Consider the following 22,959-nt stretch of genomic DNA (forward strand, 5'->3'; position numbering starts at 1 on the left):
GTGGCTGATTGTTAGCTCTACAGATGGCTCGTCGGCGTCGCCGCCGCGTGCATCTTTTATGTCTGGTTTGCTTTATATAACATTCAGCCATCGATATGGAAGTACAACCTATAGCGTATAGTATATGTACTATATTATATTCATCCTGCTCTAAATGAATGCCGCCGAGCCGCCAGTGCCGGTATATCCTTGGACGCCACCCCGATGCGGACCCGCGATGACCCCGACTCCTGTTCGACTGCACAGCTGGTTGCGCCTGCAACGCGAGGGCGTGCCGATGGCCGCCCGCGCCGACGCCTTGTGTCGGGCCTTGCAAGACTGTCCCGAAGTGCGGCGTGCGGTGTACCTGAGCTGGCAACCGCTGGCCGGCATTTACAGCCATGAGGGCGGCGCCCAGCATTTCCCGCCGGGGCAGGGCGATCCGGTGCTGGCCAGTGACCGGCTGCTGTTCGAGGCCTTGACGGCTGCCGGGCGCCTGGACCTGGCGCAAGTGCGCCGGCTCGATTGCTGGTTGGCCGGTCGCCTGCGCCGCGCTGCCATCAGCCACGGCCAGGTGTTCGACCTGGGGTTACAGCCGGGGCAGGCCGGGTTGCTGCTGGTGGAAGTCTGCGAAGGGGTGAGTTTTGACTGGCTGGGTTGGGTTCGCGACTTGCTGACGACCCTGCTCAGTAGCGTCAACGGCATGTTGCGTGGCTCGCCGCTATTGGGGCACGACCCACAACCGGGCCTGCTGCTTGATGCCCAGGGACGTCCGCAGGAATTTAATGCGGCGCTGCTGGCCCTGCTGGCGGAAAAACCCCTGACCGACGTGCTGGGTTTTCTGCCGGTCAACCATCGGGTGCTGGTGCGCGCCTGTCTCGACCAGCAGCGCGCCATCGAAGGCGTCGAAGCCCAGTTCGAGGACCAGGTGCTGATCTGGACCTTCATTCCAGACCCTCAGGACAACCGCGTGCTCGCCCGTTGTCGCGACGCCACCGTGCAGGTGCTGGCTGAGCGAGAGGCCGCCACGGCGCGCCGCCTGTACCGGCTGATCATCGAGAACACCACCGACCTGATTTCCCGGCACTCCCCGGACGGACGCTTTCTGGATGCCTCGCCCGCGTCCTGGACTCTGCTTGGCTACTGGCCCGAAGAACTGCGCGGGCAAATGGCCCAGGGCCTGTTCCACGGCCAGGACCTGGCGAGCCTGGTGCAAAGGGCGCGTGACGCGCTGGAGCAGGACGGTTATCACACCATGACCTTTCGCATTCGTCATCGAGACGGCCACTACCTGTGGTTCGAAACCGCGAGCCGGGCCATCCGCGAGACCTACACCGGCACCGTCGTCGAAGTGGTCAGCGTCTCCCGTGACATCACCGCCCGGGTCCAGGCCGAAGAAAACAATCGCCGCCTGGCCGAAGTGGTCGAAGCCAATACTGACCCGGTGCTGTTCATCGACCCCGACGGGCACGTCACCTACCTCAATCCCGCTGCGCGTCGAATCCTGGGCATCAACCCGCCACAACCGATGCCGTCCATGGAGGACCTGTTTGCCAGCGCCGACCTGCTGCGCGTGCAACGCCAGGGCTGGGCCGCTGCCGAGCGTGATGGGGTGTGGAGCACCGATGCCCGGCTGCTGCCGCCGGCTGGGGGCGCAGGTGTTCCGGTATCCCTGGTGTTGCTGGCCCACCGCGCGGCGGGGGGGGAGCGTTATTACTCGCTGGTGGCGCGGGACATGACCGAACGCGAACTGCGCGAGACCCAGCAGCGCCGCCACCAGGACGAACTGGCGCACACGGCGCGGCTGGTCACCCTGGGAGAACTGGCCTCAGGCATCGCCCATGAAATCAACCAGCCACTGGCCGCGGTGGTCAACTATGCCAACGCCAGCCAACGTTACCTGCAGTCCCTGGGCTCCAATCCCCAGGCTGCCGAACGCGTCGCCCAGGGGCTGGAGCGCATCACCCACCACGCCACCCATGCCTCCGAGGTGATCCGTCGCCTGCGGGCCTTCCTGCGCAAGGGCCAGCGCCGCATGCAAGCCCTGGACATCGCCGATGTCGCCCGCGAGGCGATGCGCTTGTGCGCTTGGGAAGCGAGCAATTGCCAAGTGACAATCGAGGATCGGCTGCCGGATAATCTGCCGCCAATTTATGCCGACCGCGTATTGCTCGAACAGGTCCTGCTCAACATTCTGCGCAATGCCATCGATGCCAATCGCGAACAACATCCCGGCCAGCCTTCGCTGATCGTCATGGCCGCGGGACTGTGCGGCAGTGCGACCGTGGAATTCAGTGTGCAGGACCAGGGCCCGGGGGTGAGCGAGGCACAACTTGAGCAGATATTCACGCCGTTCTATACCAGCAAGGCCGATGGCCTGGGTCTGGGCCTGTCCATGAGCCGCAGCATCATCGAAGGCTTCGGTGGGGCGCTGCAGGCCAGGCGCCAACCCCGCGGGCTGCTGATGATGTGCCGCTTGCCGCTTGCCGGCCCGACCAAACAACAACAGGAATAACGCAATGGCAGCTGTGATGGAGCACGTGGTGTACGTGGTCGACGATGACCAGGGGATGCTTGATTCCACGGTGTGGCTACTCGAATCCGTTGGCCTCAAGGCCCTGGCATTTACCAGCGGGGTTGCCTTTCTTGACGCCTGCGATGCCAGCCTCGACGCCTGCGTGCTGCTTGACGTGCGCATGCCGGGGATGGGCGGCCTGAACGTACAGGAAGAAATGCGCACCCGTGGCCTGAACCTGCCCGTAATCTTTGTCAGCGGCCACGCCGATGTGCCGATCGTGGTGCGCGCCTTCAAGGCTGGTGCGCACGATTTCATCGAGAAACCCTACAACGAGCAGTTATTGCTGGACAGCGTGCAACAAGCGCTCAGCAACAGCGCCGTTAATCGTTCTGGCGTCCAGGGCCATGAAGCCCTCAAGGCGCGACTGCTCACGCTCACCCCACGCGAGCGCGACGTGCTGGTGCCGCTGGTGCAAGGCTATACCACCCGGGAAATAGCCGAGCAGCTGGGGGTCAGCGCCAAGACCGTCGACCTCTACCGATCCCGCGTGATGAAACGCATGCAAGCCACTACCTTGCCCGACCTGGTCGGCATGGCCATCGCGGCCGGGTTGGTCGATCCGCTGAAACTACGCTGACCTCTCACACCGCCCACTGTGGGTCTATGCTGAGCGAACCACTTTCGCCACCTGCATGGAGCCCGTCAATGGTGCCCACCCCGATAAACGAGAAGGCGCTGACCCGCACCCTGCTCGACGTGCTGATTCGAGCAGGGCTGATTACCGTCCTGGTGCTGTTCTGCTTCGAGATCTTCAGGCCGTTCCGCGACCTGATGCTGTGGTCGCTGATCCTGGCGATCACTCTCTACCCGCTGCAGACGCGGTTGATGAGGCGAGGCGGACACAAGCCGGGGCACGTCGCGACCCTGCTCGTGCTGGCCGCGATCGTGATCCTAATGGTGCCGATCTACCTGTTGGGCACCTCCATTGCCGACTCAGTCGAGCGAGCGATGGTGCTGGTCAAGGGCGGCGCCTTCCATGTGCCGCCGCCGAATGCCGCGGTGGCCGACTGGCCGCTGGTCGGCAAGCCGCTGACGGAACTCTGGCTGCAGGCCTCCACCAACCTGCCTGACCTGACCGCCAAATACCTGCCGCAGATCAAGCATTTCAGCCTCGGTTTATTAAGCAAGCTGGCCGGGGTCGGCATGGGTTTCCTGATGTTCATTTTCGCCCTGATCATCGCCGGAGTTTTCATGGCCTACGGCGAAGGCGGCAGCCGCAGCGCGGTGCAGATCGCCGCGCGGGTTAGCGGCCCTGCCAAGGGCCCGAAAATCGCCGAGCTGTGCACGGCGACGATTCGTGCAGTGGCCCTCGGCGTGGTGGGCATCGCTTTTATCCAGATGCTGCTGGTGGGGTTGGGTTTTGTCTTCAAGGGCGTGCCCGGTGCCGGCCTGCTGGCGCTGGCGGTATTGCTGCTGGGCATCATGCAGCTGCCGGTGACCCTGATCACGCTGCCGGTGATTGCCTTTGTGCTCACCACCGAGGGCGCGAGCACCGGGACGATCATCTTTTCCATCTACGTGTTCGTCGCCGGATTGGTAGACAACGTGCTCAAGCCTTTGCTGCTGGGGCGCGGCGTCGATGTACCGATGCCGGTGATCCTGATCGGCGCCCTGGGCGGCATGGTGTCCAACGGGATCATCGGGTTGTTCGTTGGGCCGGTAGTGCTGGCAGTGGGGTATCAACTGTTCTGGCAGTGGGTGCAGGACCGACCGGAACCAGAGCCGCAACAGGGGCCGCTGCCCTGAGGCCGTACATTCTTTAAACCTTCTGATGACGCGAAGTGTCGATAACTGCAGAGCCCACACTTCGCCCATCCGAGGGGACGCCAATGATCGGTGTTGTCATACCCGCCCACAACGAAGAACAACACATCAGCGCTTGCCTGGCGTCCATCCTTGTGGCGGCACGCCACCCGCAGTTGCAGGGGCGCGAAGTCAGCATCCTGGTGGTGCTGGACGACTGTTCGGATGCCACCGGCACGCGGGTGCGCGCCATGGACGTGCCGACACTCGATGTCTGTTTCAGGAACGTCGGCAAGGCGCGGGCTACAGGGGCCGAGGTACTGCTGGAGGCGGGTGTGCAATGGCTGGCGTTCACGGATGCCGATACGGTTGTACCGGCCGACTGGATCGCCCGCCAACTCGACTGCATGGCTGACGCCGTGTGCGGCACGGTTGAAGTGGACAATTGGGATGAGCACGGGGAGGGCGTTCGCAGCCGCTACCTGGAGCGCTATCAGTTCATCGAGAATCACCGGCATATCCACGGCGCGAACCTGGGGCTGAGCGCTGCGGCTTATAAAAACGCCGGCGGCTTTCAACACCTGGCTGCCCATGAAGACATACACCTGGTGGCCGACCTTGAGCGCATCCGTGCGCGTATCGTCTGGACCGCGTCCAACCCGGTGGTGACCAGCGCACGCAAGGATTACAAATGCACCGGCGGTTTTGGCGAGTACCTGACATCGCTAGGCCAAGCCCTGGGTGCGGCGGCCTGCAACCACCCGCCAGCATCTATGCGCTGCCCTGAAATGGATGCGTAAACGCCTCAGTGACACGCGTCGCTGACGGCTTTCGCGGCGCGGCGCAACTCCTGTTTGACGTCCACCGGGATTCGCTGGCGCACCAGCCGCTGCTCAAGGAACGCCTGGTCACCCCCTGTCCCCACTTGCGCGTCGATGGCTGCCCCCTTGGCCTCCAGGGCTGCCGCGTGCGCGTCGATCACGGCATCGACCTCGGCATCATTACGGGCTGCATCCAGTCGCTCGATCAGTGCCGCCACTTCATCGGCTTCAGCCTTGGCATAAGCCTCGACGGTCATGCCGGAGGCGAGCGCCCGCGCGCGGATCTCAAGGTTCTTCATGGTCTGCTTGGCGTCTTCGCACAGTGCCGCTTGCTTGCGGCTGTCGGCGACTTGCCAATGAATCAATTGAAAGGTCAGGACGCCGACCATGGCAAGCGCCAGGCCACTGAGCAGCAACGCGATCTTGAAGTTGTGGTGTGCCGTCATGGCTCGTCCATGGTGGGGTCTTTAGCGGGCGCTGCAAATAGATTAGAGGGGCGATTGAAAGTTTGCATTGAGTTAAGCAACTACCGACGACTGACAGCCATCGAGTGGATATTTGCCGCCGGTCGCCAGCCATCAATCTTTATCAAATTATCCCACGTGCAATTGCTTCAGATATCTGTGGGCGGCGCATTCGGTGAGTCACCGGATGAGTCAACTCAGCTCGCCACAGCTGGTGCCCTTTCTTTCGAGCAGGAAGCGCTGCGCAGCTCAAAACAGTTGCTACCGGTCGCCTCCCGGGCGCCCAATAAGCGGGCCAACCATCGATAGGAGTTTTTATGTCCGATCCCGTCTCATCGAGCAGCGGCGCTTCGCGCTCCTGGCTTGAATTGGCCCGTGGCAGCAGTTGGTCGGGGTTGCTGTTTTGGTTGACGTTAATCGTCGTGACCTGCCTGCTGCTGTTCAGTGGCTACAGTGCATTGACCGAAGCCGACTCGGACGTTCTGCATTACGCCATGCTGGGCGGCACCGCCGGATTTGCCGCTACGGCACTGGGCGCATTAATGGCACTGGTACTGCGGGACGTCGCGGTCCGTACCCAGGACATCATGCTCGGCTTTGCGGCGGGAATGATGTTGGCGGCCAGCTCCTTTTCGCTGATCCTTCCAGGCATCGCCGCCGCCGACGCCATCACCGGCAGCAAACTGGTGTCTGCCGCGGTAGTGGTGCTGGGCATGGGGCTGGGCGTGGCCTTGATGGTCGGCCTTGATCGTTTTGTGCCCCACGAGCACCAGAAAAGCGGTCGGCGCGGCCCCGAGGTAGAACGCCTCAACCGGGTCTGGCTGTTTGTCCTGGCCATCACCCTGCACAACTTGCCCGAGGGCATGGCCATCGGCGTCAGTTTCGCGGACGGCGACATGAAGGTGGGTTTGCCCCTGACCACGGCCATCGCCATCCAGGATATTCCCGAAGGGCTTGCCATTGCGCTGGCGCTGCGGGTCACAGGCATCTCTGCTTTGAAGTCGGCCCTGGTGGCGATAGGTTCCGGGCTCATGGAACCGTTGGGCGCGATCATCGGCCTGGGCGTTTCATCGGCATTCGCCCTCGGCTATCCCGTAGCCTTGGGTCTGGCGGCCGGGGCGATGATCTTCGTGGTGTCCCACGAAGTGATTCCCGAAACCCACCGCAACGGCCATGAAACGCCAGCTACGCTTGGGTTGATGATGGGCTTTGGGGTGATGATGTTTCTTGATACCGCGTTGGGGTAAGTTCTTCCATCGAGCCTGGCTTTACGCAAGTGCACTTGAAAGACGGTCCCTCCTGGGCTGAGGCGTGAATGGCGACGACTAACATTGTCAAACCGGCGCTGGCCAGCAGCATGCGGTGGCTGAAGATCATGGACGGCTATTCCTGGGTAAAGGTTGTGATGATTATTTCAAACTCACCCAGCATTGGTCATGCACGTGTGGCTTGAAGTGCCTGGATCCTCAGGTACTGCTTTTGCGGCTTCAAACACAAAGCCTGCATCGACGATATGAGCCGGAGTTTAACAGCGGTATCTAGAAACTGCCTGCCAAGTACCACTGGGCATAGGGTGTGTTGGCAACTTTAAACCGGTTGTAGTCGGGGCTGCCATCATCCCACCAGACCGGGCCACGCTCCCCAAGTGCAACTTTGGCCGAGTTGACTTCCGCCCGGGCGGACTGCAACTGTTCGAGATCGCCGCTGGCCTTGGCAGCCTTGACCTGGCGTCGCGCGTTCATCAACTGATTGACCAGAAGTTGGCGCTTGTCAGCGGCCAGCGACGGGTCTGAACATCGCCACAGCTGACCTTTGACGACAAAGTAGCGGCCGTCCGGGGTGGTGGGGTTCATGGGTGCAGCTCCCTGTCGCTTGATGTCGGCGCGCAATCCGCAACATTCCCCACAACATGGCGATTGCTATCGCCATCCAGGAGGCGATCATGCTGAAGATTGTCATTGCAAGGCTCATAAATTCCTCCGCTGCTTTGTCGTCTCCGTGCTCTCCCGATAGATGACCGCGGAGTGTCCGGGGGATTCAAATTTTCGTTAAATGACAACTAAGTCATCTGTAACTAATTCAAACTCTATTTTTTGGTGTAATGTTAGGGAACTCATCACGTAGAGATCTCCCATGTCCAAACTCGCAGAATTTCGCCAACTGGAAAAACACCTGGCAGAACAACTCCAGGCGCTGGAAGCATTGAAAGGTGATGCTGGCCTCAAGCAGGAAATTGAATTCGAAACCAAACTGCGTGCGCTCCTTGCCAAGTATGGTTACAGCTTGAAAGACATCGTCAACCTGCTCGACCCACAAGCCGGTCGCCGTGCACCTGCTGCCGAAGCCAAAACCGGCACGCGCAAGCCGCGTCAGGTCAAAGTCTACAAAAACCCGGAATCGGGTGAAGTTGTGGAAACCAAAGGTGGCAACCACAAGACCCTGAAAGAATGGAAAGCCAAGTACGGCTCCGAAAAAGTCGAGTCGTGGCTGGCCAAGTAATTCCGGTGCGCGCCTGATTTGCGTGCAACCGCTTAAGTTGCAGCACACACCCACATGAGCCCGCGAAAGCGGGCTTTTGTTTTTAGCCGCATGACCCACGTTTGGCGGTTTGTCTCGTTCTGATAACTTCAAGAGCTGCGTGCAGAGCGTCTTTAAAATGTACGCTTATGTACATCGCGTGTACGCCATGGATCTGCGGGTGTACAGTGATCAGGAATTTTCAGTAAAAGGTGCACCCCAATGTCCCAGGCAGGACGAGCGAAGACCAAGGCGCAGGACGCGGGCTGGCGGGGCTCGGTTGATGTCTGGCTGGATGCCGCCTATGACGCGCTGAAGGAGTCGGGGGTGGACGCCGTGCGGGTGATGCCGCTGGCCAAGCGCCTGAATTTGTCCCGCACCAGCTTCTATTGGTTCTACGAGGACCGCGAACAACTGCTAGCGGCGCTGCTCGCCCGTTGGCGGGACAAGAATACCGGCGGCATGCTCAGCCAGTGCGAAAGTTACGCAGAGAGTATTTCCGAGGCGATTCTCAACGTTTTCAAGTGCTGGCTGAACCCGGAGCTGTTCGACTCACAATTCGAGTTCGCGGTGCGCAGCTGGGCGCTGCAGTCGGATGGAGTGTCTGGCGAAATCGCCTTGGCCGATGAGGCGCGCATCGGCGCACTGGCGGCGATGTTCCGCCGATTTGGCTACGACAACGAAGGGGCCGATGTACGCGCCAGGACGATCTACCTCACGCAGATCGGCTACATCTCGATGAAGACTACCGAAGATATCGTGGTGCGCTTCAGACGCATTCCACAGTACGTCAGCGTGTTTACCGGCAAGGCGCCCAAGCGGCGTGAGCTTGACCGTTTCTACGGGACCTTTGGCTACGCGCAAACAGAACCCGGCGTGTTCGTGCCCCTGGCTGAAACGTTCGAGGGAACCCCGATCGATGACGAGTAAGACCGTGGGAATCATCGGCGGTACCGGCTGGCTGGGGCGAGCCCTGGCCGAGGCGCTGCTCGACAGTCAGTTCATCGCGCCGCAGCATCTGTTGATCTCCAATCGCTCGGGCGTGACTGCGTTTGAACCAGGCGTACGGCTGCTCGCTGACAATCAGCAACTGGTGGATGAGAGCGATATCGTCGTGCTGTCGATTCGCCCGGAGCAGTTTCGGGAACTGCGCATCAACGCTCGGGGCAGGCAGGTGATCTCGCTGATGGCGGGCGTGTCGGCGGCAGCCATCGGTTTGGCGACCGGGGCGCAAGCAGTGGTGCGGGCTATGCCCAATGCGGCGGTGGAAATTCGGCAGTCGTTCACGCCCTGGTGCAGCAACGTCAGCCTGGATGAACAGGAAGCCTTGTGGATTCAAGGTCTTTTCGAATGCGTAGGCAGCGCAGACGCAGTGCCTGATGAAGCCTGTGTCGATTATCTCAGTGCGTTGTCGGGAACCGGCCCGGCACTCCCGGCCATGCTGCAACTGGCGCTGACACGGCAAGCAGTGGCCGCAGGCATTCCACCGGATATCGCGCAACGAGCTGCTCAAGGCGTTGTCGTGGGTGGCGGGCACATGTTGGCTCGACACGATCCGCAACAGCTGATCGATTCGTTGCTGGCGTACCGGGGCGTGACAGCGGCAGCCCTGCAGTCGATGGTCGATGATGAGTTCGAGTCGCTGGTGGGGCGGGCGGTGGAAGCCGGCGCGCAGGTCGCACGCCGGGGCATGTAGAAGCGGCAAAAGCCTGCGCGCAGGCCTCCGGTTTCAGATTTCCTTCACCAGCCGCAGTGCGTCATAGATGGCCGCATGGGTATTGCGTGCCGAGACTGCGTCGCCAATGCGGAACAACTGGAAGCGCCCCTCGGGGTGGGTGACGAGGTGCTGCGCATTACCGGCGATCAGGTCATGCTGCTCGACTGCTCCGCCATTGCTGGAGAGCGGGCGCAGCTCGAAGTACAGGTCATCCAGGGGCAGGGTGCCGTGGTTGATTACCACCTGATCGACGACTCGCTGCTTGTGGACCTGTCCGTAATCACTGCCAAAAATCGCAACCAGCGTCCCATCGCGCTTGTGCACCTTCTCAACCCGGTAGGTCACGGTAAAGGTGACGTCCAGATCCTGCAGGCTGCGCATGTAGGGCACCAGGTTCATGGCCATGACTTCGGGGGCAAATGAGCGGTCGGGCGTGACGATTTCAAGGGTCGCGCCGCTCCTGGCGATGACTTCGGCGGCTTGCAGTGCGGCGTGATCCCCCGCGTCGTCGAAAATCAGCACATTGCGCCCGGGCTTGACGTCACCGGAGATGATGTCCCAGGTCGAGACCACCAGTTCGTTGCCCTCGCGCAGGACTTCGGTGTGCGGCAGGCCCCCGGTGGCGACGATGACCACGTCTGGCTCGAAGGCTTGCACGGTGTCGGCCTCGGCCCAGGTGTTGAAATGAAACTTGACCCCCAGGCGTTCGCACTGCGCCATGCGCCAGTCGATGATGCTGATCATTTCGCGCCGGCGCTCGCTCAGGGCCGTCAGGCGTATCTGCCCGCCAGGCTGGTCCGCCGCTTCCAGCACGGTCACGTCATGGCCTCGTTCCCCAGCTACTCGCGCCGCCTCCAGCCCCGCCGGGCCGCTACCCACCACGACCACCCGGCGCTTGACCGCTGCCTTGGGAATGTCGTGGGGCATGGTGGTCTCGCGACCGGTCGCCGCGTTGTGGATGCAATAGGCGGCGCCGCCCTGGTAGATGCGGTCCAGGCAGTAGTTGGCGCCCACGCACGGGCGGATGTCTTCTTCGCGCTTCTCGATGATCTTGCGCACGATGTGCGGGTCGGTCATGTGCGCCCGGGTCATGCCCACCATGTCCACCTTGCCCGAGGCAATCGCATAGCGCGCCGTGGCCACATCGGGAATTTTCGCCGCATGGAAAGTGATCGACCTGATCCCGATGGTCTGGCTGCCGAGCACGCACAAGGCGTTCTATGACAAGTACAAAGACCGGCTCGAAGACCTTGGGGTGCTGTATGAGGGGCGTATCGGCATGGCGGTGCCGAGTTCGGTGCCGTTGAGCGAGGTGGCCAGCGTCGAAGACCTGAACAAGCCTGAGGTCCGGGCCAGGCTGGAAGGCAAGATCCTCACCTCGGAAGTGGGTAACGGCCAGTACAAGCTGACGGTCAAGGCCATCGATGAGTACAAACTTGAGGGCTACAAGCTGGTGGCGTCCTCTGAGACCGGGATGCTCAATGAGCTGGATCGCAATCTGAAGCGCGATAAATGGTCGCTGGTCAATGCCTGGAGCCCGCACTGGATGTTCTCCAAGTGGCCGTTGCGCTACCTGGATGATCCGAAGCAGATCTTTGGCGGCGCCGAGCAAATCCACGCTGTGGCGCGCAAGGGCTTTAGCGAGCAGTACCCCGAAGTGGCGTATTTCTTCGCCCACTATTCGGTGCCCAAGGCGGACCTGGACGCGCTGATGATGGAGGCTCGGCAGAGTTCGTCCGACAAGGTGGTAGCGGCATATTACGCGGCCAACAAACCGCGTTTCGACGCCATGTTCCAGCAGGGCGCAGAGGCCGTCAGCAGCCGTCAGCCCTGAAGGCTGCGGTGACCAGAGGCAGCCATGGAGTGGCGCCATTCGGTCGCCCACGGGTGCCGGTCCCGCAGGGTTGCCGCAAAGCCGAAACCAGCCCGCCGCCGGTGTACCCGGAGTCGCACCTGTCGTTCCTGGCCAACGTCTACAACCACCGCATTGATCCATAGGCGACGCGGCCGGGGTTGCGGCTGCGTTCGCCTTGGCCAAGGTGTGTCCGCGAGAATCCTTATGGCGTTACCTGATAACCACGCTGCTGCATGCAACTGCTGTAGGCGGATGACACCGCCGTCGTATTCTGCTCTGCGCTGCGGCGGTCCTGGCGACGATCCTGGCGCTGGCGGGACCCGCCCACCACTGCGCCAGCCACCGCTGCATCCTTGGCCTGGTTCTGGCGGTATTGCTGTTTGACGTCGTCGTCCACCCGATCATAGAACTCATCGTGCTGACGACCCCGCGCGCCGGCAACCGCAGCTCCGGCAACGGCGCCAGTCGCGGCTCCGCGTACACGCCCACCTGATTGCGGCGTCGTGCTCGAGCTCGTTGTGCTGCCAGCCTGGGACTGGCAGGCGCTGACGTCCTGCTGGATGATTGCCTGCGTCTGTCCTTTGAGAGGGGTGATGGTCTCGGCTGCTGCGCTTGACGAGACCGCGCAAAGGATCAGGGTAATGCAAGGGGCGAAGACGATTTTCATGGTGAACCCCACTGCGGCGAGTGTGCGTTGGAGTTACGACGCTTGAACCTTTACAGATTAGTTCACCTGTCACGCTTGGCTCGCACCTCTCATCATATCGCACGTGCCTCGACGCTTTGCGGGTCGGCCAACAGCCCCTCGACTTGCGCACGCTCCCAGGTACTCAGCAGCTCCACGGGATCAGTCCCATAACGATGCCAGTCGGCAAACGTGGCCGAGCGGCCATCCGCAGCGATGCAGGATTCACAGCGGGTGAGGGTGCCCTGGTCCTGGCACAGGTTGAGCACCCAGCCATCGACTTCAACACGGATCTGGCCCGCGTCAATTCCCGGAGAGGCCTGACGGCTGATTCGTTGGATAGACCGCGTACCCAGGGCCAGGTCTCTCAGGATCTGGCATACCTCACGGCTTGAAAGTGATTCGCGGGTCATTGTTCTGGCAATCTGGGGCAGTCATCAGGAAGGACTACAGCGTATCCGCAGCTCCCGCAAAGATCTATGACCCGTTTGCTGAAGCCAAACTCGTCCGAACTGATGGGCGAGAGGTCATGAGCATAAATGTTGTCAAGCATGCGGTCGTCAAAGCCAGTAACTGTTCATCGTTATCAACCTTTCATCGGTCATTGCGGTGCAATCTGCTGGCTGTGCTGAACTTTGGCGCACACGGACAAAGGAGCAATCAGCATGGCGACCATGAAAGCAGCAGTTTTCGTTGAGAAAAACCGGATCGTGCTGGAGGACAAACCCATTCCCGAGGTGGGCCCACTGGATGCGCTGATCCGTATCACCACCACGACCATTTGCGGCACCGACGTACACATCCTGCGCGGTGAATACCCAGTGGCCAAAGGGCTGACCGTTGGGCACGAACCGGTTGGTGTGATTGAACGACTGGGCTCTCAGGTGCGCGGCTTCGTCGAAGGGCAACGGGTCATTGCCGGAGCCATCACCCCCAGCGGCCAAAGTTACGCCTGCCTGTGCGGCTGCGCTTCCCAGGACGGCCCGGATACCCGCCACGGGTTTCGCGCCACAGGCGGCTGGAAATTCGGCAACATCATTGACGGGTGCCAGGCCGAGTACCTGCTGGTGCCGGACGCAATCGCCAATTTGTGTCCCATTCCCGACGGCCTCAGCGATGAGCAGGTACTCATGTGCCCGGACATCATGTCCACCGGATTTTCCGGGGCCGAGCGCGGTGAAGTGAGCATTGGCGATACCGTTGTCGTGTTTGCCCTCGGGCCGATCGGCCTGTGCGCGGTGGCTGGCGCCCGCCTCAAGGGCGCGACCACGATCATAGGCGTTGACGCCGTACCCGAACGCATGAGCGTCGCGCGGCAGCTGGGCGCGACCCATGTGGTCAATTTCAAGGACGGCAACGTGGTCGATCAGATCATGGCCCTGACCGATGGCCGAGGTGTCGATGTGTCCATCGAGGCATTGGGCACCCAAGGGACTTTCGAATCTGCCCTGCGGGTGCTGCGTCCCGGCGGTCGCTTGTCCAGCCTGGGGGTTTATTCAAGCGATCTGCGCATTCCGCTGGATGCCTTCGCCGCAGGATTGGGGGACTACAGCATCGTCACCACCCTGTGCCCCGGCGGCAAGGAGCGCATGCGTCGCCTGATGGCGGTGGTCAACAGCGGGGGCGTGGATCTGTCACCCCTGGTGACGCACCGCTACAAACTCGATGATATTGAAGCCGCCTATGACCTGTTTGCCCACCAGCGGGACGGGGTGATGAAAGTGGCGATCACACCGTGAGGATCGAACGTGCTTTGCCCAGGCGAATGAGCGCCTCATGATCGAGAGCCCGGGCCTCACGGGAGCCGCCGCTGCGCTTGGAATTGGCCTGCTCATCGGTCTTGAGCGCGAGCGGCACAAAGGCGAGGGGCAAAGCCGTGCCTGCGCCGGGTTGCGCACTTTCGCGATTACCGCGCTGCTGGGCTATGGGGCGATGCAGGTGGCTGGCGGCCTGCTGGTCGCGGCCCTGGCGATCACCCTTGGGGGGCTGGTGACGGTCGCCTACTGGCGCAGCTTAAGCGACGACCCGGGGGTGACCAGTGAAGTGGCCTTGCTCACCGTCTTGGTACTGGGGGCCCTCTGCAGCAGTCAGCCACAACTGGCGGTGACCATGGCGGTGGTGATGGCCGGATTGCTGGCGTACCGCGAGAAGTTGCACCACTTCGCCCGCAGCCAGTTAACCGATGGCGAAATGCGCGACGCACTGGTCCTGCTGACGGCCGCCCTGGTGGTGCTGCCGCTGGCGCCTGATCGCTATATCGGTCCGTATGGGGCGATCAACCTGCGTACCATTTGTACCCTGACCGTCCTGCTGATGGTGGTTGGGGCAGTGGGGCATGTCGCGGTTCGTGCCTTGGGCACCCGCTATGGCTATGCGATCAGCGCCATTGCCTCCGGATTCGCGTCCAGTACTGTGACAATCGCCGCGATGGGCCATATCGCCGCCAGGGAGCCGGTCAACGTCAAGCTCCTGAGCGCCGCCGCGATCTGGTCCAACCTCGCGACCTTCGTTCAAGCGGGCCTGATCCTGGGTGCGGTCGACACCGGTCTGCTGCGGCCGGTTTTCGGTCCACTGGTATGCGGCGCGCTTGCTACCGCCCTGTATGGCCTGTGCCTGATGTTTCCGAAAACCGCGACGAACGCCAGCCAGCCGATCAAGGTCGGCGGTGCGTTCAATCTCAAGCTGGCGCTGGTGGTGACCCTGACCGTGACCGGCATCACTTTCCTGTCCTCGGTGATGCTCAGGTACTACGGGGAAGCGGGGGTGATGGTGACGGCGACCTTCACCGGTTTCGCCGATGCCCATGCTTCGACGGCGTCGATTGCCTCCCTGGCCAAATCGGGTCAGTTGCCATTCGACGCCATTGCCGTGCCTGTACTGATCGCCATCAGCAGTAATTCGCTGAGCAAATGCGCGGTGGCGTGGGTCAGTGGTGGAAGCCGGTTCGCCCTTTACGTAATTCCGGGTCAGGTCCTGCTCACACTGGCTATGTGGGCTGGGATCTGGTTGCTCTGAATGAGGCCTCTACGCAAGCTGATAGAGATCAAGTCGCCCTTCACATAACCCATCAATCCTGATCAACCGTTGGCCGAAAGATCGCGGGGCGACGGTTCACAGTTGCAGACGATGAATGACCTGGTGGCGGTCATCAGGGTCAGTGTAAGTTTCAAACCCAAGCGATCTGGCGAGGTCACGCATGGGCGCGTTGCTGGCGGAATCGACCGAATACATCTGCCGGTAACCGTTGTGGCGCGCCGCCTTGATCAAATGTTCCATCAGCAGTGTACCCAGTCCCAGGTGATTCCATTCATCGGCGACCGTAATGGCGGATTCACATTGCTGTTCACCCGTGGCCGCATAACGACTGACGCCCACCTCAATCAATTGTCCGTTGTCGTGCACCAGGGCGATGAAGGCCAGGCGCCCTCGATTTCTGCACCTGACAGGCCAAGCGGAGTCAAGCCGTTGCCCTGGCTGGACCAGGTCAGCGGTTCAGTAGTGCTGAAGGTTGGAATGATTGCCGTCAGACACTAGCGCACAAAGCGCTTGGGCAGGATCCGGGTCAGGGTGTTATCGCGCATCCAGTAATGGTGGAAAATCCCGGCGCAGGCGTGCACGCCAATCAGCCAGTACCCGGCGTTACCCAGCCATTCATGCCATTCTTTGAATTGCTTCGCCAAATCAGGATCGAGTGCGATAGGCGAGGGCAGGGTAAAAGCAAAGTACGGTATTGGTTTACCGGCGGCACTGAGCATCAGCCAGGCGAGCAGGGGCGTGACGATCATCAGCACATAGAGCGCCAGGTGGGTGAGGTGGGCCAGCGCAGTCTGCCACGCGGGGGGGCGAGGCGTGATGGGCGGACGTTTTTGTAAACGACCGAGTAAGCGCACCCACACCAAGGAAAAAATCGCCAGTCCAAAAAGCGCATGGGTACCCAGTAGTGGTCCTCTCAACGGGTGCTGGCGCGGCAGCCAGCCCCTGATCTCGATACAGGCATAGACCCCGACAAACAGCCCGAGCATCAGCCAGTGCAAGGTGATCGAGAGTTTTGCGTAGCGGTTGTGAGCGAGTAAATCGCGAGTCATAACAGGCCTCTTGGACGTTGGTGTGGCTGCACAATCATTTGCGCGGTCCGGTTTCGTTCGGTAAGCGAACCGAATGACGCCAGCCTGCCTATCCAGTCTTAAGGCAATCTGAAGACTGCCCCTGCCGATCTTTTGGCCACCTTCAGACTCCGTTAAGAAATGCCTCGGATACTTCTCCCACACTTTCCCGGGAGGCGTCTTCCAATGCCCGATATTGACTGGAACATCGCTCTGCCCCTGCATTTCGGCCAAGCCGAAACCCCGCAGCTGAGTCTGGCCCGCGCTCTGCCGGACGAGCCCCTGCGCCCCGTCCTGGAAGCCTTTATCCAGAAACGCTTCCGCAGGGCCCACGGCGCGGACATCCGTCACTTCATGCCGGAGCTGTTCGGCATGAACAACGCCTCAGGTGAACTGTGTGCAGTGGCCGGCGTGCGCCTGGCGAGCCGTGAACCGCTGTTTCTGGAACGCTACCTGGACGAGCCGGTCGACCCGCTGATCAGTGCCGCTGCCGACTGTGAAGTCGCCCGCAGGGGCATCGTTGAAGTGGGCAACCTGGCCGCCAGCGACACTGGCAGTGCACGCATGAGCATCATCGCCATTACCTATCTGCTGGCCATGGGCGGCCTGGAATGGGTGGCGTTCACCGGCAACATCGGCCTGGTGAACAGCTTTCACCGTCTGGGCTTGAAGCCCGTGACCCTTTGCGCCGCCGATCCCGCGCGTTTGGGCGAGGACCGCCACAGCTGGGGCAGCTACTACGAGAGCAAACCCTGGGTGCACGTTGGCAACATCCGCGCCGGCTTCATTCATTTGCGCAACATAGGGATGTTCAGCCGATTGGGGTTGCCAGCGTCCATCGAGGAATCCAGCCATGTCGCCTGAAATCGAGCGTTTCAAACAGACCCTGCGCTCCCATGCCGAACGCAAGACCAATGCCATCGCTATTTGGGGGGATCACCTGAAGCTGGACTACGCGACGCTCTACGCGGAAGTGATGTACCGCCAGCAGCGTCTACGGGATGAAAACGTCCAGGTTGTTGCACTGGCCCTGGACAATGGTGTCGACGCCATGCTGTGGGACCTGGCCGTGTTGTTCGAAGGCTTGACCTGCCTGGCGTTGCCCCCTTTCTTCACGCCAGCTCAACGTAAACATTGTCTCAAGCAAAGCCAGGCTGCCCTGGTGATTGCCGAGCCGGCTCTGGAAGCGGAACTGCAAACGGGCGGCTACGAAAAGAACGGTGAATTCTGGCGGCGCACTTTCAACGGCCCGAACCGAATGCCCGAGGGCACCGCCAAACTGACCTTCACCTCGGGCACCACCGGCACTCCCAAAGGCGTGTGCCTGAGTGCCGAAAGTATCCTGCGGGTCGCCCGCGAACTCGATCAGGCAAGCAAGCCCACTGATCCACAGCATCACCTTGCGCTTTTGCCACTGGCGATCCTGTTGGAAAACATCGGCTGCTATGCGGCGCTGTACGCCGGTGCGAAGCTGAGCCTGCCCAGCCAGAAAACCCTCGGTATCGAGGGGGCCAGCGGTGTGGATGTGCCGCGACTGCTCGGTTGCCTGGCCACCCGTGCGCCCGAGAGTGTGATTCTGGTGCCGCAGTTGCTGTTGTTATTGGTCAGCGCCGCCGAGCAAAAAGCCTTCAGCCCCTACTCGTTGCGTTTTGCCGCAGTGGGCGGCGCCCGGGTGAGTGAAGATTTGCTGCACCGGGCGCGACGGGCCGGTCTGCCGGTTTATGAAGGCTACGGGCTGTCGGAGTGCGCGTCGGTGGTGTGCCTGAACCGGCCAGAGGCACGTCGCGCCGGCAGCGTCGGGCGGCCTCTGCCCCACGTGGAGATCCGTCTGGCCGACGACGGCGAAGTGCTGATCAAGGGCTCGACCCTGCTGGGTTACCTCGGCCAGGCTGAGCACTGCGATGAGTGGTGGCCCAGCGGCGATCTCGGTGAATTCGACGCCGAGGGCTTTCTGTACCTCAAGGGACGCAAGAAACACCAGTTCGTCACCAGTTATGGCCGCAATGTGAACCCCGAATGGGTCGAGTCCGAACTGACTCAACGCCGCGATATCGCCCAGGCCTTTGTCTACGGCGAGGCCATGCCGGGCAATCACGCGCTGCTTTGGCCTCATCGCCTCGATTGCACAGACGCGGAGTTGGCCGCCGCCGTGGCTCAGGCCAACGCGGCCTTGCCCAATTACGCCCAGGTTCACCACTGGACCCGTCTCGCTCAACCGTTCACCTCCGCCAACGGCTTGCTGACTGCCAATGGCCGACCACGCCGGGACGCCATCGTCGAGCAGTACCGCGCGCAACTGACTAACGCTTTTTTTTCAGAGGAATCTGCGTCATGAGTTTTTTCGACAACCTGCAAGAAGCCACTCAACACGAACGCCACGCGCTGTTCAACCTGCCGGTCATTCGCGATGCTCTGGAGGGCAAGGTCAGCCTGGAGAGCTACCGGGCCTTCCTGGCGCAAGCCTATTACCACGTGCGCCATACCGTGCCGTTGATGATGGCCTGCGGTGCACGCCTGCCGTCGCGTCTGGAATGGCTGCGCAAAGCAGTGTGCGAGTACATCGAAGACGAATACGGCCACGAACAGTGGATCCTCAACGATATCGAAGCCTGCGGTGGCGACAAGGCGGCGGTGCGCGACGGTCGTCCCTCCTTGCCGATCGAATTGATGGTCAGCTACCTCTACGACCTGATTGCCCGGGGCAATCCGGTGGGCCTGTTTGGCATGGTCAATGTGCTGGAAGGCACCAGTATCGCCCTGGCCACCCACGCCGCCGAGAGCATCCGCGAACGCCTGGACTTGCCGCAAAGCGCGTTCAGTTACCTCAGCTCCCATGGCTCGCTGGATATCGAGCACATGCAGACGTATCGCCGCTTGATGAACACCCTTGATGATCCGTCTGACCAGGCTGCCGTGATTCATGCCTCCAAAGTGGTGTACGCGCTGTACACCGATATGTTCCGCGGCTTGCCGCGCGACGGGGAGACCCCCCATGCGCCTGTCTGAAGCCCGCGTGGTGCTGACCGGCGCCAGTGGCGGCATCGGCCTGGCAATCGCCACGGCCCTGTGCGCCAGTGGCGCCAGGGTATTGGCCGTGGCTCGGCACCGGGAACCGCTGGTGCCTTTACTGGAACGCTACCCACAGCAGTTGTCCTGGGTCGGCGCCGACCTGACGTTCCTCACCGACCGCCGTAAAGTACTGGCCGCCGCCGAAGGCATCGGGGGTCTGAACCTGCTGATCAACGCCGCCGGGATCAATCACTTCGCCATGCTTGAACAGCTCGATGACAGCGACATCAACGCCATGCTGGCGGTGAACGTCAGCGCGCCGATCTGCCTCACCAGGTTGCTGCTGCCGCTGCTCAAGCAGGCTGAAAGCGCCATGGTGGTGAACGTCGGCTCGACCTATGGCTCGATCGGTTACCCCGGCTACGCCAGCTATTGCGCCACCAAGTTTGCCCTGCGGGGGTTTTCCGAAGCCCTGCGTCGTGAGCTCGCCGACACCCGGGTCGGGGTGTTGTACGTCGCACCACGGGCCACCCGCACCAGCATGAACAGCGCGGCAGCGCAGGCGTTGAATGATGCCCTCAAATCCAACGTCGATGATCCGCAAAAAGTTGCCTCGGCGGTGATGCACGCCATTGCCGGTGATCACCGTGACCTGTACCTGGGCTGGCCGGAACGCTTCTTCGTGGGCCTGAACAGCCTGTTGCCCAACCTGGTGGATCGCGGCCTGCGCAAGCAGCTGCCACTGATCCGTCGTCTGAGTCAGAAGCCTGATAACGAGAACCTCAAGCCATGAAAAAAATCTTCGCCTGCCTGCTGATGGGCGCCTTGAGCGCAAACGCCTGGGCGCTTGATGCCGCCGATCAACAACGTCTCAGTGGCATCCAGCAAAGCTGGGCACACATTCAATATGAAATGCCCGCCGATCAACGTACCGCCGCTTTTGAAAAGCTGGCCGGCCAGGCGTCGGCGTTCACGCACGACCGCCAGTCCGTGGCCGAAGCCTGGATCTGGTCCGGAATCGTCACCAGCAGTTGGGCCGGTGCCCAGGGCGGGCTCGGAGCATTGAGCAAGGTCAAGGATGCAAAAGTCGATCTGGAGAAAGCCCTGGCCCTGGACCCCAAAGCCTTGCAAGGCTCGGCCTACACCAGCCTCGGCGCACTGTACGACCGTGTGCCAGGCTGGCCGATCGGTTTCGGTGACGCTGACAAGGCCGATCAGTTGCTCAAGCAGGCCTTGCAACTGAACCCTGACGGCATCGATAGTCTGTACTTCTGGGGCGATCACCTCTACCGTCAAAAACGCTACAGCGAAGCCCGGGGTGCGCTGCAAAAAGCCCTGCAGGCTGCCCCAAGGCCAGGACGGGAACTGGCCGACGCCGGACGGCGCAAAGAGATCGAAGCGCTGCTGGTGGACGTGAACAAGAAAATAGACTGACAGGAGTCCGTGTGCGCTTATTACTGATTGAGGATGACGTGGCGCTGGGTGAAGGCATTCATCAGGCCCTCGGCCGCGAAGGGTACACCGTGGACTGGTTGCAGGACGGTAGCAGTGCCTTGCACGCGCTACTCAGCGAATCCTTCGACCTGGCGGTGCTCGACCTCGGCCTGCCACGCATGGACGGGCTGGAAGTGCTGCGCCGCCTGCGTGACAGCGGCTCCAACCTGCCGGTGTTGATTCTTACGGCGCGGGACGCCACCGAAGACCGTATCGCCGGGCTGGATGCCGGTGCCGACGATTACCTGATCAAGCCCTTCGATCTGGCCGAACTCAAGGCGCGTCTGCGGGCCTTGCTGCGGCGCAGCGCCGGGCGTGCGCAGATGCTCATCGAACACGCTGGCATCAGCCTTAATCCGGGCACGCAGCAAGTCAGCTATATGGGTGAACCGGTGGCACTGACGCCCAAGGAGTATCAACTGCTCCACGAACTTCTGTCGCCACCGGGCCGGGTCATGACCCGCGATCACCTGATGCAGTTGCTCTACGGCTGGAACGAAGAGGCCGAAAGCAACACCCTGGAAGTGCACATTCATCACCTGCGCAAAAAGTTCTCCACTGACCTGATCCGTACCATTCGCGGAGTTGGTTACCTGGTGGAGGAACGTCGATGACCTCCATCCGGCGTCGCACGCTGACGCTGATCATCGGCCTGATGCTCGCCGGCCTGGCAGTGATCACCGTGTTCAACTGGAACGACAGCAATCACGAAATCGCCGAAGTCTACGACGCCCAGCTAGCCCAGAACGCCCGGCTGCTGCAGGGCGTGATGCGCATGCCGCTGGCCAGCAAGGAACACGCCGAACTCTACCAGGCGTTCAATAAGGCCTTGGGCGAGGCGGTGCCCAAGGTCGATGGCCATCCCTATGAAAGCAAGATTGCCTTTCAGGTCTGGAATCGTCAGGGCCAGGTACTGGTGCACACCGCCAGTGCGCCGTCTTTTGGCACACCGCCAGTCACCCCAGGTTTTAGTGATGTGGTGGACCTGAACAACCGCCACTGGCGCGCCTTCATGCTGGAGGACAAACAAACGGATCTACGGATCTGGGTGGGTGAACGGGACGATGTGCGTTCGGACCTGGTGGACCGGATCCTGCGCCATACCCTGTTGCCCAATGTGCTGGGCAGCCTGATTCTGGCAGCGATGGTGTGGATGGCCATTGGCTGGGGCCTCAAGCCCCTGGCCGACATGGCGGCCACGCTGCGGGCTCGGCACAGCGGCTCGCTGGAGCCGCTGCAACTGACCCCGCTGCCCAGCGAGCTGGAACCGATGCAAGCGGCGCTCAATCGCATGCTCGCGCAGATCCAGGAAGTCATGGGACGCGAGCGGCGTTTTATCGCTGATGCGGCCCATGAGATGCGTACGCCGTTAGCGGTGCTCAGGGTCCATGCACAGAACCTGATGGAGGCGGGGAGCGAAGAGGATCGCCGTGAGTCCCTGGAACATTTGATCGCCGGCGTGGACCGTACCACCCGACTGGTCAACCAATTGCTGACCATGGCCCGCCTTGAACCGCAATCAGCGATACCGCCATCACCGGTCATTGATCTGGCGGCCACCGTGCGTGCCAGCCTGGTGCAGTTGACGCCCTGGTTGTTGAACAAGGGGCTGGAACTGGCCTTCGATGTCAGCGACGACATCGGCCCCGTCAGGGTCGATCCCGCCGCCATCGACATCGCCTTGAACAATTTGGTGACCAATGCCGCCAACTTTTCGCCTAAGCACGGTTTGATCACTGTCAGGCTGAGTAAACAGGGCGATCACTACCAATTGTCTGTTGAGGATGAGGGGCCGGGGATCAATGAGGAAGATCGCGACAGGCTGTTCGAACGCTTCTACAGCCGCGGCAATGATCAGGGCGCGGGTCTGGGGCTGAACATCGTCCAGGCGATTGCCGATCGCCTGGGAGGGCAGGTCCGGTTGGAAAACCACACGCCCACGGGGCTGCGCGCTACGTTGGAGATTTTGCGTTTTTAACGCGGCCATCCATAAC

At 61.6% G+C, this 22,959-nt stretch carries 23 protein-coding genes and 3 pseudogenes; 19 read left to right on the forward strand and 7 right to left on the reverse strand.

Translation table 11 applies throughout. The features are described from left to right. Positions 1-217 precede the first annotated feature (217 nt). The 4 genes from IMW75_RS08355 to IMW75_RS08370 all read left to right on the forward strand — a co-directional run bounded on the left by IMW75_RS08355 (position 218) and on the right by IMW75_RS08370 (position 5,100). A complete protein-coding gene (locus IMW75_RS08355; RefSeq protein WP_205892344.1) occupies positions 218-2,494 on the forward strand; it encodes a PAS domain-containing sensor histidine kinase in 2,277 nt (758 codons plus the stop codon). A gap of 4 nt (positions 2,495-2,498) precedes the next feature. Next, on the forward strand, positions 2,499-3,134 hold the full coding sequence (locus tag IMW75_RS08360) for a response regulator transcription factor (protein ID WP_045058587.1): 636 nt from the start codon (positions 2,499-2,501) through the stop codon (positions 3,132-3,134). A gap of 68 nt (positions 3,135-3,202) precedes the next feature. Beyond that, complete coding sequence (locus IMW75_RS08365; RefSeq protein ID WP_205892345.1) at positions 3,203-4,303, forward strand: AI-2E family transporter; 1,101 nt, start codon at positions 3,203-3,205, stop codon at positions 4,301-4,303. Positions 4,304-4,386: 83 nt separating this feature from the next. Next, positions 4,387-5,100: a glycosyltransferase family 2 protein gene (locus tag IMW75_RS08370; RefSeq protein WP_205892346.1), complete on the forward strand. Its 714-nt coding sequence runs from the start codon at positions 4,387-4,389 to the stop codon at positions 5,098-5,100. Between the two features lie 5 nt (positions 5,101-5,105). Here the strand turns inward: IMW75_RS08370 and IMW75_RS08375 are convergent, their stop codons facing one another. Continuing rightward, the gene (locus tag IMW75_RS08375) at positions 5,106-5,567 is read right to left on the reverse strand and encodes a hypothetical protein (protein WP_045058584.1); all 462 of its coding nucleotides are present in this window, start codon (positions 5,565-5,567) and stop codon (positions 5,106-5,108) included. 335 nt (positions 5,568-5,902) lie between these two features. Between IMW75_RS08375 and IMW75_RS08380 the strand changes: the two genes are divergently transcribed. After that, the gene (locus IMW75_RS08380; protein ID WP_045058583.1) at positions 5,903-6,832 is read left to right on the forward strand and encodes a ZIP family metal transporter; all 930 of its coding nucleotides are present in this window, start codon (positions 5,903-5,905) and stop codon (positions 6,830-6,832) included. 291 nt (positions 6,833-7,123) lie between these two features. Here the strand turns inward: IMW75_RS08380 and IMW75_RS08385 are convergent, their stop codons facing one another. Next, positions 7,124-7,438, reverse strand: a complete 315-nt coding sequence (locus tag IMW75_RS08385) for a hypothetical protein (protein WP_205892347.1) — start codon at positions 7,436-7,438, stop codon at positions 7,124-7,126. 280 nt (positions 7,439-7,718) lie between these two features. Here IMW75_RS08385 and IMW75_RS08390 point away from each other — a divergent pair, with 280 nt between their 5' ends. From IMW75_RS08390 to IMW75_RS08400, 3 genes are all read left to right on the forward strand, one after another. Beyond that, positions 7,719-8,084: a histone-like nucleoid-structuring protein, MvaT/MvaU family gene (locus tag IMW75_RS08390; RefSeq protein ID WP_045058578.1), complete on the forward strand. Its 366-nt coding sequence runs from the start codon at positions 7,719-7,721 to the stop codon at positions 8,082-8,084. A gap of 240 nt (positions 8,085-8,324) precedes the next feature. Then, the gene (locus IMW75_RS08395) at positions 8,325-9,032 is read left to right on the forward strand and encodes a TetR/AcrR family transcriptional regulator (protein WP_205892348.1); all 708 of its coding nucleotides are present in this window, start codon (positions 8,325-8,327) and stop codon (positions 9,030-9,032) included. Next, positions 9,022-9,798: a pyrroline-5-carboxylate reductase family protein gene (locus IMW75_RS08400; RefSeq protein WP_205892349.1), complete on the forward strand. Its 777-nt coding sequence runs from the start codon at positions 9,022-9,024 to the stop codon at positions 9,796-9,798. Before IMW75_RS08395 ends, IMW75_RS08400 begins: the two co-directional genes overlap by 11 nt. Before the next feature lie 33 nt (positions 9,799-9,831). Here IMW75_RS08400 and IMW75_RS08405 read toward each other — a convergent pair. Then, positions 9,832-10,989 (reverse strand): annotated as a pseudogene (locus IMW75_RS08405) (FAD-dependent oxidoreductase); the annotation flags it as partial. A gap of 1 nt (position 10,990) precedes the next feature. Between IMW75_RS08405 and IMW75_RS08410 the strand changes: the two are divergent. Both IMW75_RS08410 and IMW75_RS08415 read left to right on the forward strand, forming a co-directional pair. Beyond that, positions 10,991-11,653: pseudogene (locus tag IMW75_RS08410) on the forward strand (glycine betaine ABC transporter substrate-binding protein); the annotation flags it as partial. A gap of 8 nt (positions 11,654-11,661) precedes the next feature. Continuing rightward, positions 11,662-11,817 (forward strand): hypothetical protein, encoded by a 156-nt coding sequence (locus IMW75_RS08415; protein ID WP_205892375.1) that lies wholly within the window; start codon positions 11,662-11,664, stop codon positions 11,815-11,817. Positions 11,818-11,876: 59 nt separating this feature from the next. Here IMW75_RS08415 and IMW75_RS08420 read toward each other — a convergent pair whose 3' ends face one another. Further along, entirely contained in the window at positions 11,877-12,341 is a 465-nt protein-coding gene (locus IMW75_RS08420) for a YMGG-like glycine zipper-containing protein (protein ID WP_045058672.1), read from the reverse strand. A 92-nt stretch (positions 12,342-12,433) separates the two neighbouring features. Beyond that, positions 12,434-12,772 carry a DUF7693 family protein gene (locus tag IMW75_RS08425; RefSeq protein ID WP_045058575.1) on the reverse strand — a complete coding sequence of 113 codons (339 nt, stop codon included), beginning with the start codon at positions 12,770-12,772 and terminating at the stop codon, positions 12,434-12,436. A gap of 252 nt (positions 12,773-13,024) precedes the next feature. Between IMW75_RS08425 and IMW75_RS08430 the strand changes: the two genes are divergently transcribed. Beyond that, the gene (locus IMW75_RS08430) at positions 13,025-14,098 is read left to right on the forward strand and encodes an NAD(P)-dependent alcohol dehydrogenase (protein WP_045058574.1); all 1,074 of its coding nucleotides are present in this window, start codon (positions 13,025-13,027) and stop codon (positions 14,096-14,098) included. A 37-nt stretch (positions 14,099-14,135) separates the two neighbouring features. Beyond that, positions 14,136-15,374, forward strand: coding sequence for an MgtC/SapB family protein (locus IMW75_RS08435; protein WP_045058573.1), 1,239 nt, complete (start codon positions 14,136-14,138; stop codon positions 15,372-15,374). A gap of 96 nt (positions 15,375-15,470) precedes the next feature. Here IMW75_RS08435 and IMW75_RS08440 read toward each other — a convergent pair. Both IMW75_RS08440 and IMW75_RS08445 read right to left on the reverse strand, forming a co-directional pair. Further along, a pseudogene (locus IMW75_RS08440) lies at positions 15,471-15,791 on the reverse strand (N-acetyltransferase family protein); the annotation flags it as partial. A gap of 98 nt (positions 15,792-15,889) precedes the next feature. Next, the gene (locus IMW75_RS08445; RefSeq protein WP_205892350.1) at positions 15,890-16,444 is read right to left on the reverse strand and encodes a cytochrome b; all 555 of its coding nucleotides are present in this window, start codon (positions 16,442-16,444) and stop codon (positions 15,890-15,892) included. Between the two features lie 204 nt (positions 16,445-16,648). On the opposite strand from IMW75_RS08445, the gene IMW75_RS08450 reads away from it, so the two are divergent. From IMW75_RS08450 to IMW75_RS08480, 7 genes are read left to right on the forward strand one after another with little or no spacing between them, the layout of a single operon-like run. After that, the gene (locus IMW75_RS08450) at positions 16,649-17,326 is read left to right on the forward strand and encodes a thermostable hemolysin (protein ID WP_205892351.1); all 678 of its coding nucleotides are present in this window, start codon (positions 16,649-16,651) and stop codon (positions 17,324-17,326) included. After that, positions 17,316-18,797: an AMP-binding protein gene (locus IMW75_RS08455; RefSeq protein ID WP_045058570.1), complete on the forward strand. Its 1,482-nt coding sequence runs from the start codon at positions 17,316-17,318 to the stop codon at positions 18,795-18,797. Before IMW75_RS08450 ends, IMW75_RS08455 begins: the two co-directional genes overlap by 11 nt. Continuing rightward, positions 18,794-19,468: an iron-containing redox enzyme family protein gene (locus tag IMW75_RS08460; RefSeq protein WP_205892352.1), complete on the forward strand. Its 675-nt coding sequence runs from the start codon at positions 18,794-18,796 to the stop codon at positions 19,466-19,468. Before IMW75_RS08455 ends, IMW75_RS08460 begins: the two co-directional genes overlap by 4 nt. Next, positions 19,455-20,264: an SDR family oxidoreductase gene (locus tag IMW75_RS08465; RefSeq protein ID WP_045058568.1), complete on the forward strand. Its 810-nt coding sequence runs from the start codon at positions 19,455-19,457 to the stop codon at positions 20,262-20,264. Before IMW75_RS08460 ends, IMW75_RS08465 begins: the two co-directional genes overlap by 14 nt. Next, positions 20,261-20,905: a tetratricopeptide repeat protein gene (locus tag IMW75_RS08470; RefSeq protein WP_205892353.1), complete on the forward strand. Its 645-nt coding sequence runs from the start codon at positions 20,261-20,263 to the stop codon at positions 20,903-20,905. The genes IMW75_RS08465 and IMW75_RS08470 overlap by 4 nt, the downstream gene beginning before the upstream one ends. Before the next feature lie 11 nt (positions 20,906-20,916). Then, positions 20,917-21,579 (forward strand): response regulator, encoded by a 663-nt coding sequence (locus IMW75_RS08475; RefSeq protein ID WP_045058566.1) that lies wholly within the window; start codon positions 20,917-20,919, stop codon positions 21,577-21,579. Beyond that, positions 21,576-22,943 carry a sensor histidine kinase gene (locus IMW75_RS08480; RefSeq protein ID WP_205892354.1) on the forward strand — a complete coding sequence of 456 codons (1,368 nt, stop codon included), beginning with the start codon at positions 21,576-21,578 and terminating at the stop codon, positions 22,941-22,943. Before IMW75_RS08475 ends, IMW75_RS08480 begins: the two co-directional genes overlap by 4 nt. Positions 22,944-22,959 lie beyond the last annotated feature (16 nt).

The sequence above is a fragment of the Pseudomonas gregormendelii genome (assembly GCF_017114825.1).
Lineage (GTDB): Bacteria > Pseudomonadota > Gammaproteobacteria > Pseudomonadales > Pseudomonadaceae > Aquipseudomonas > Aquipseudomonas gregormendelii.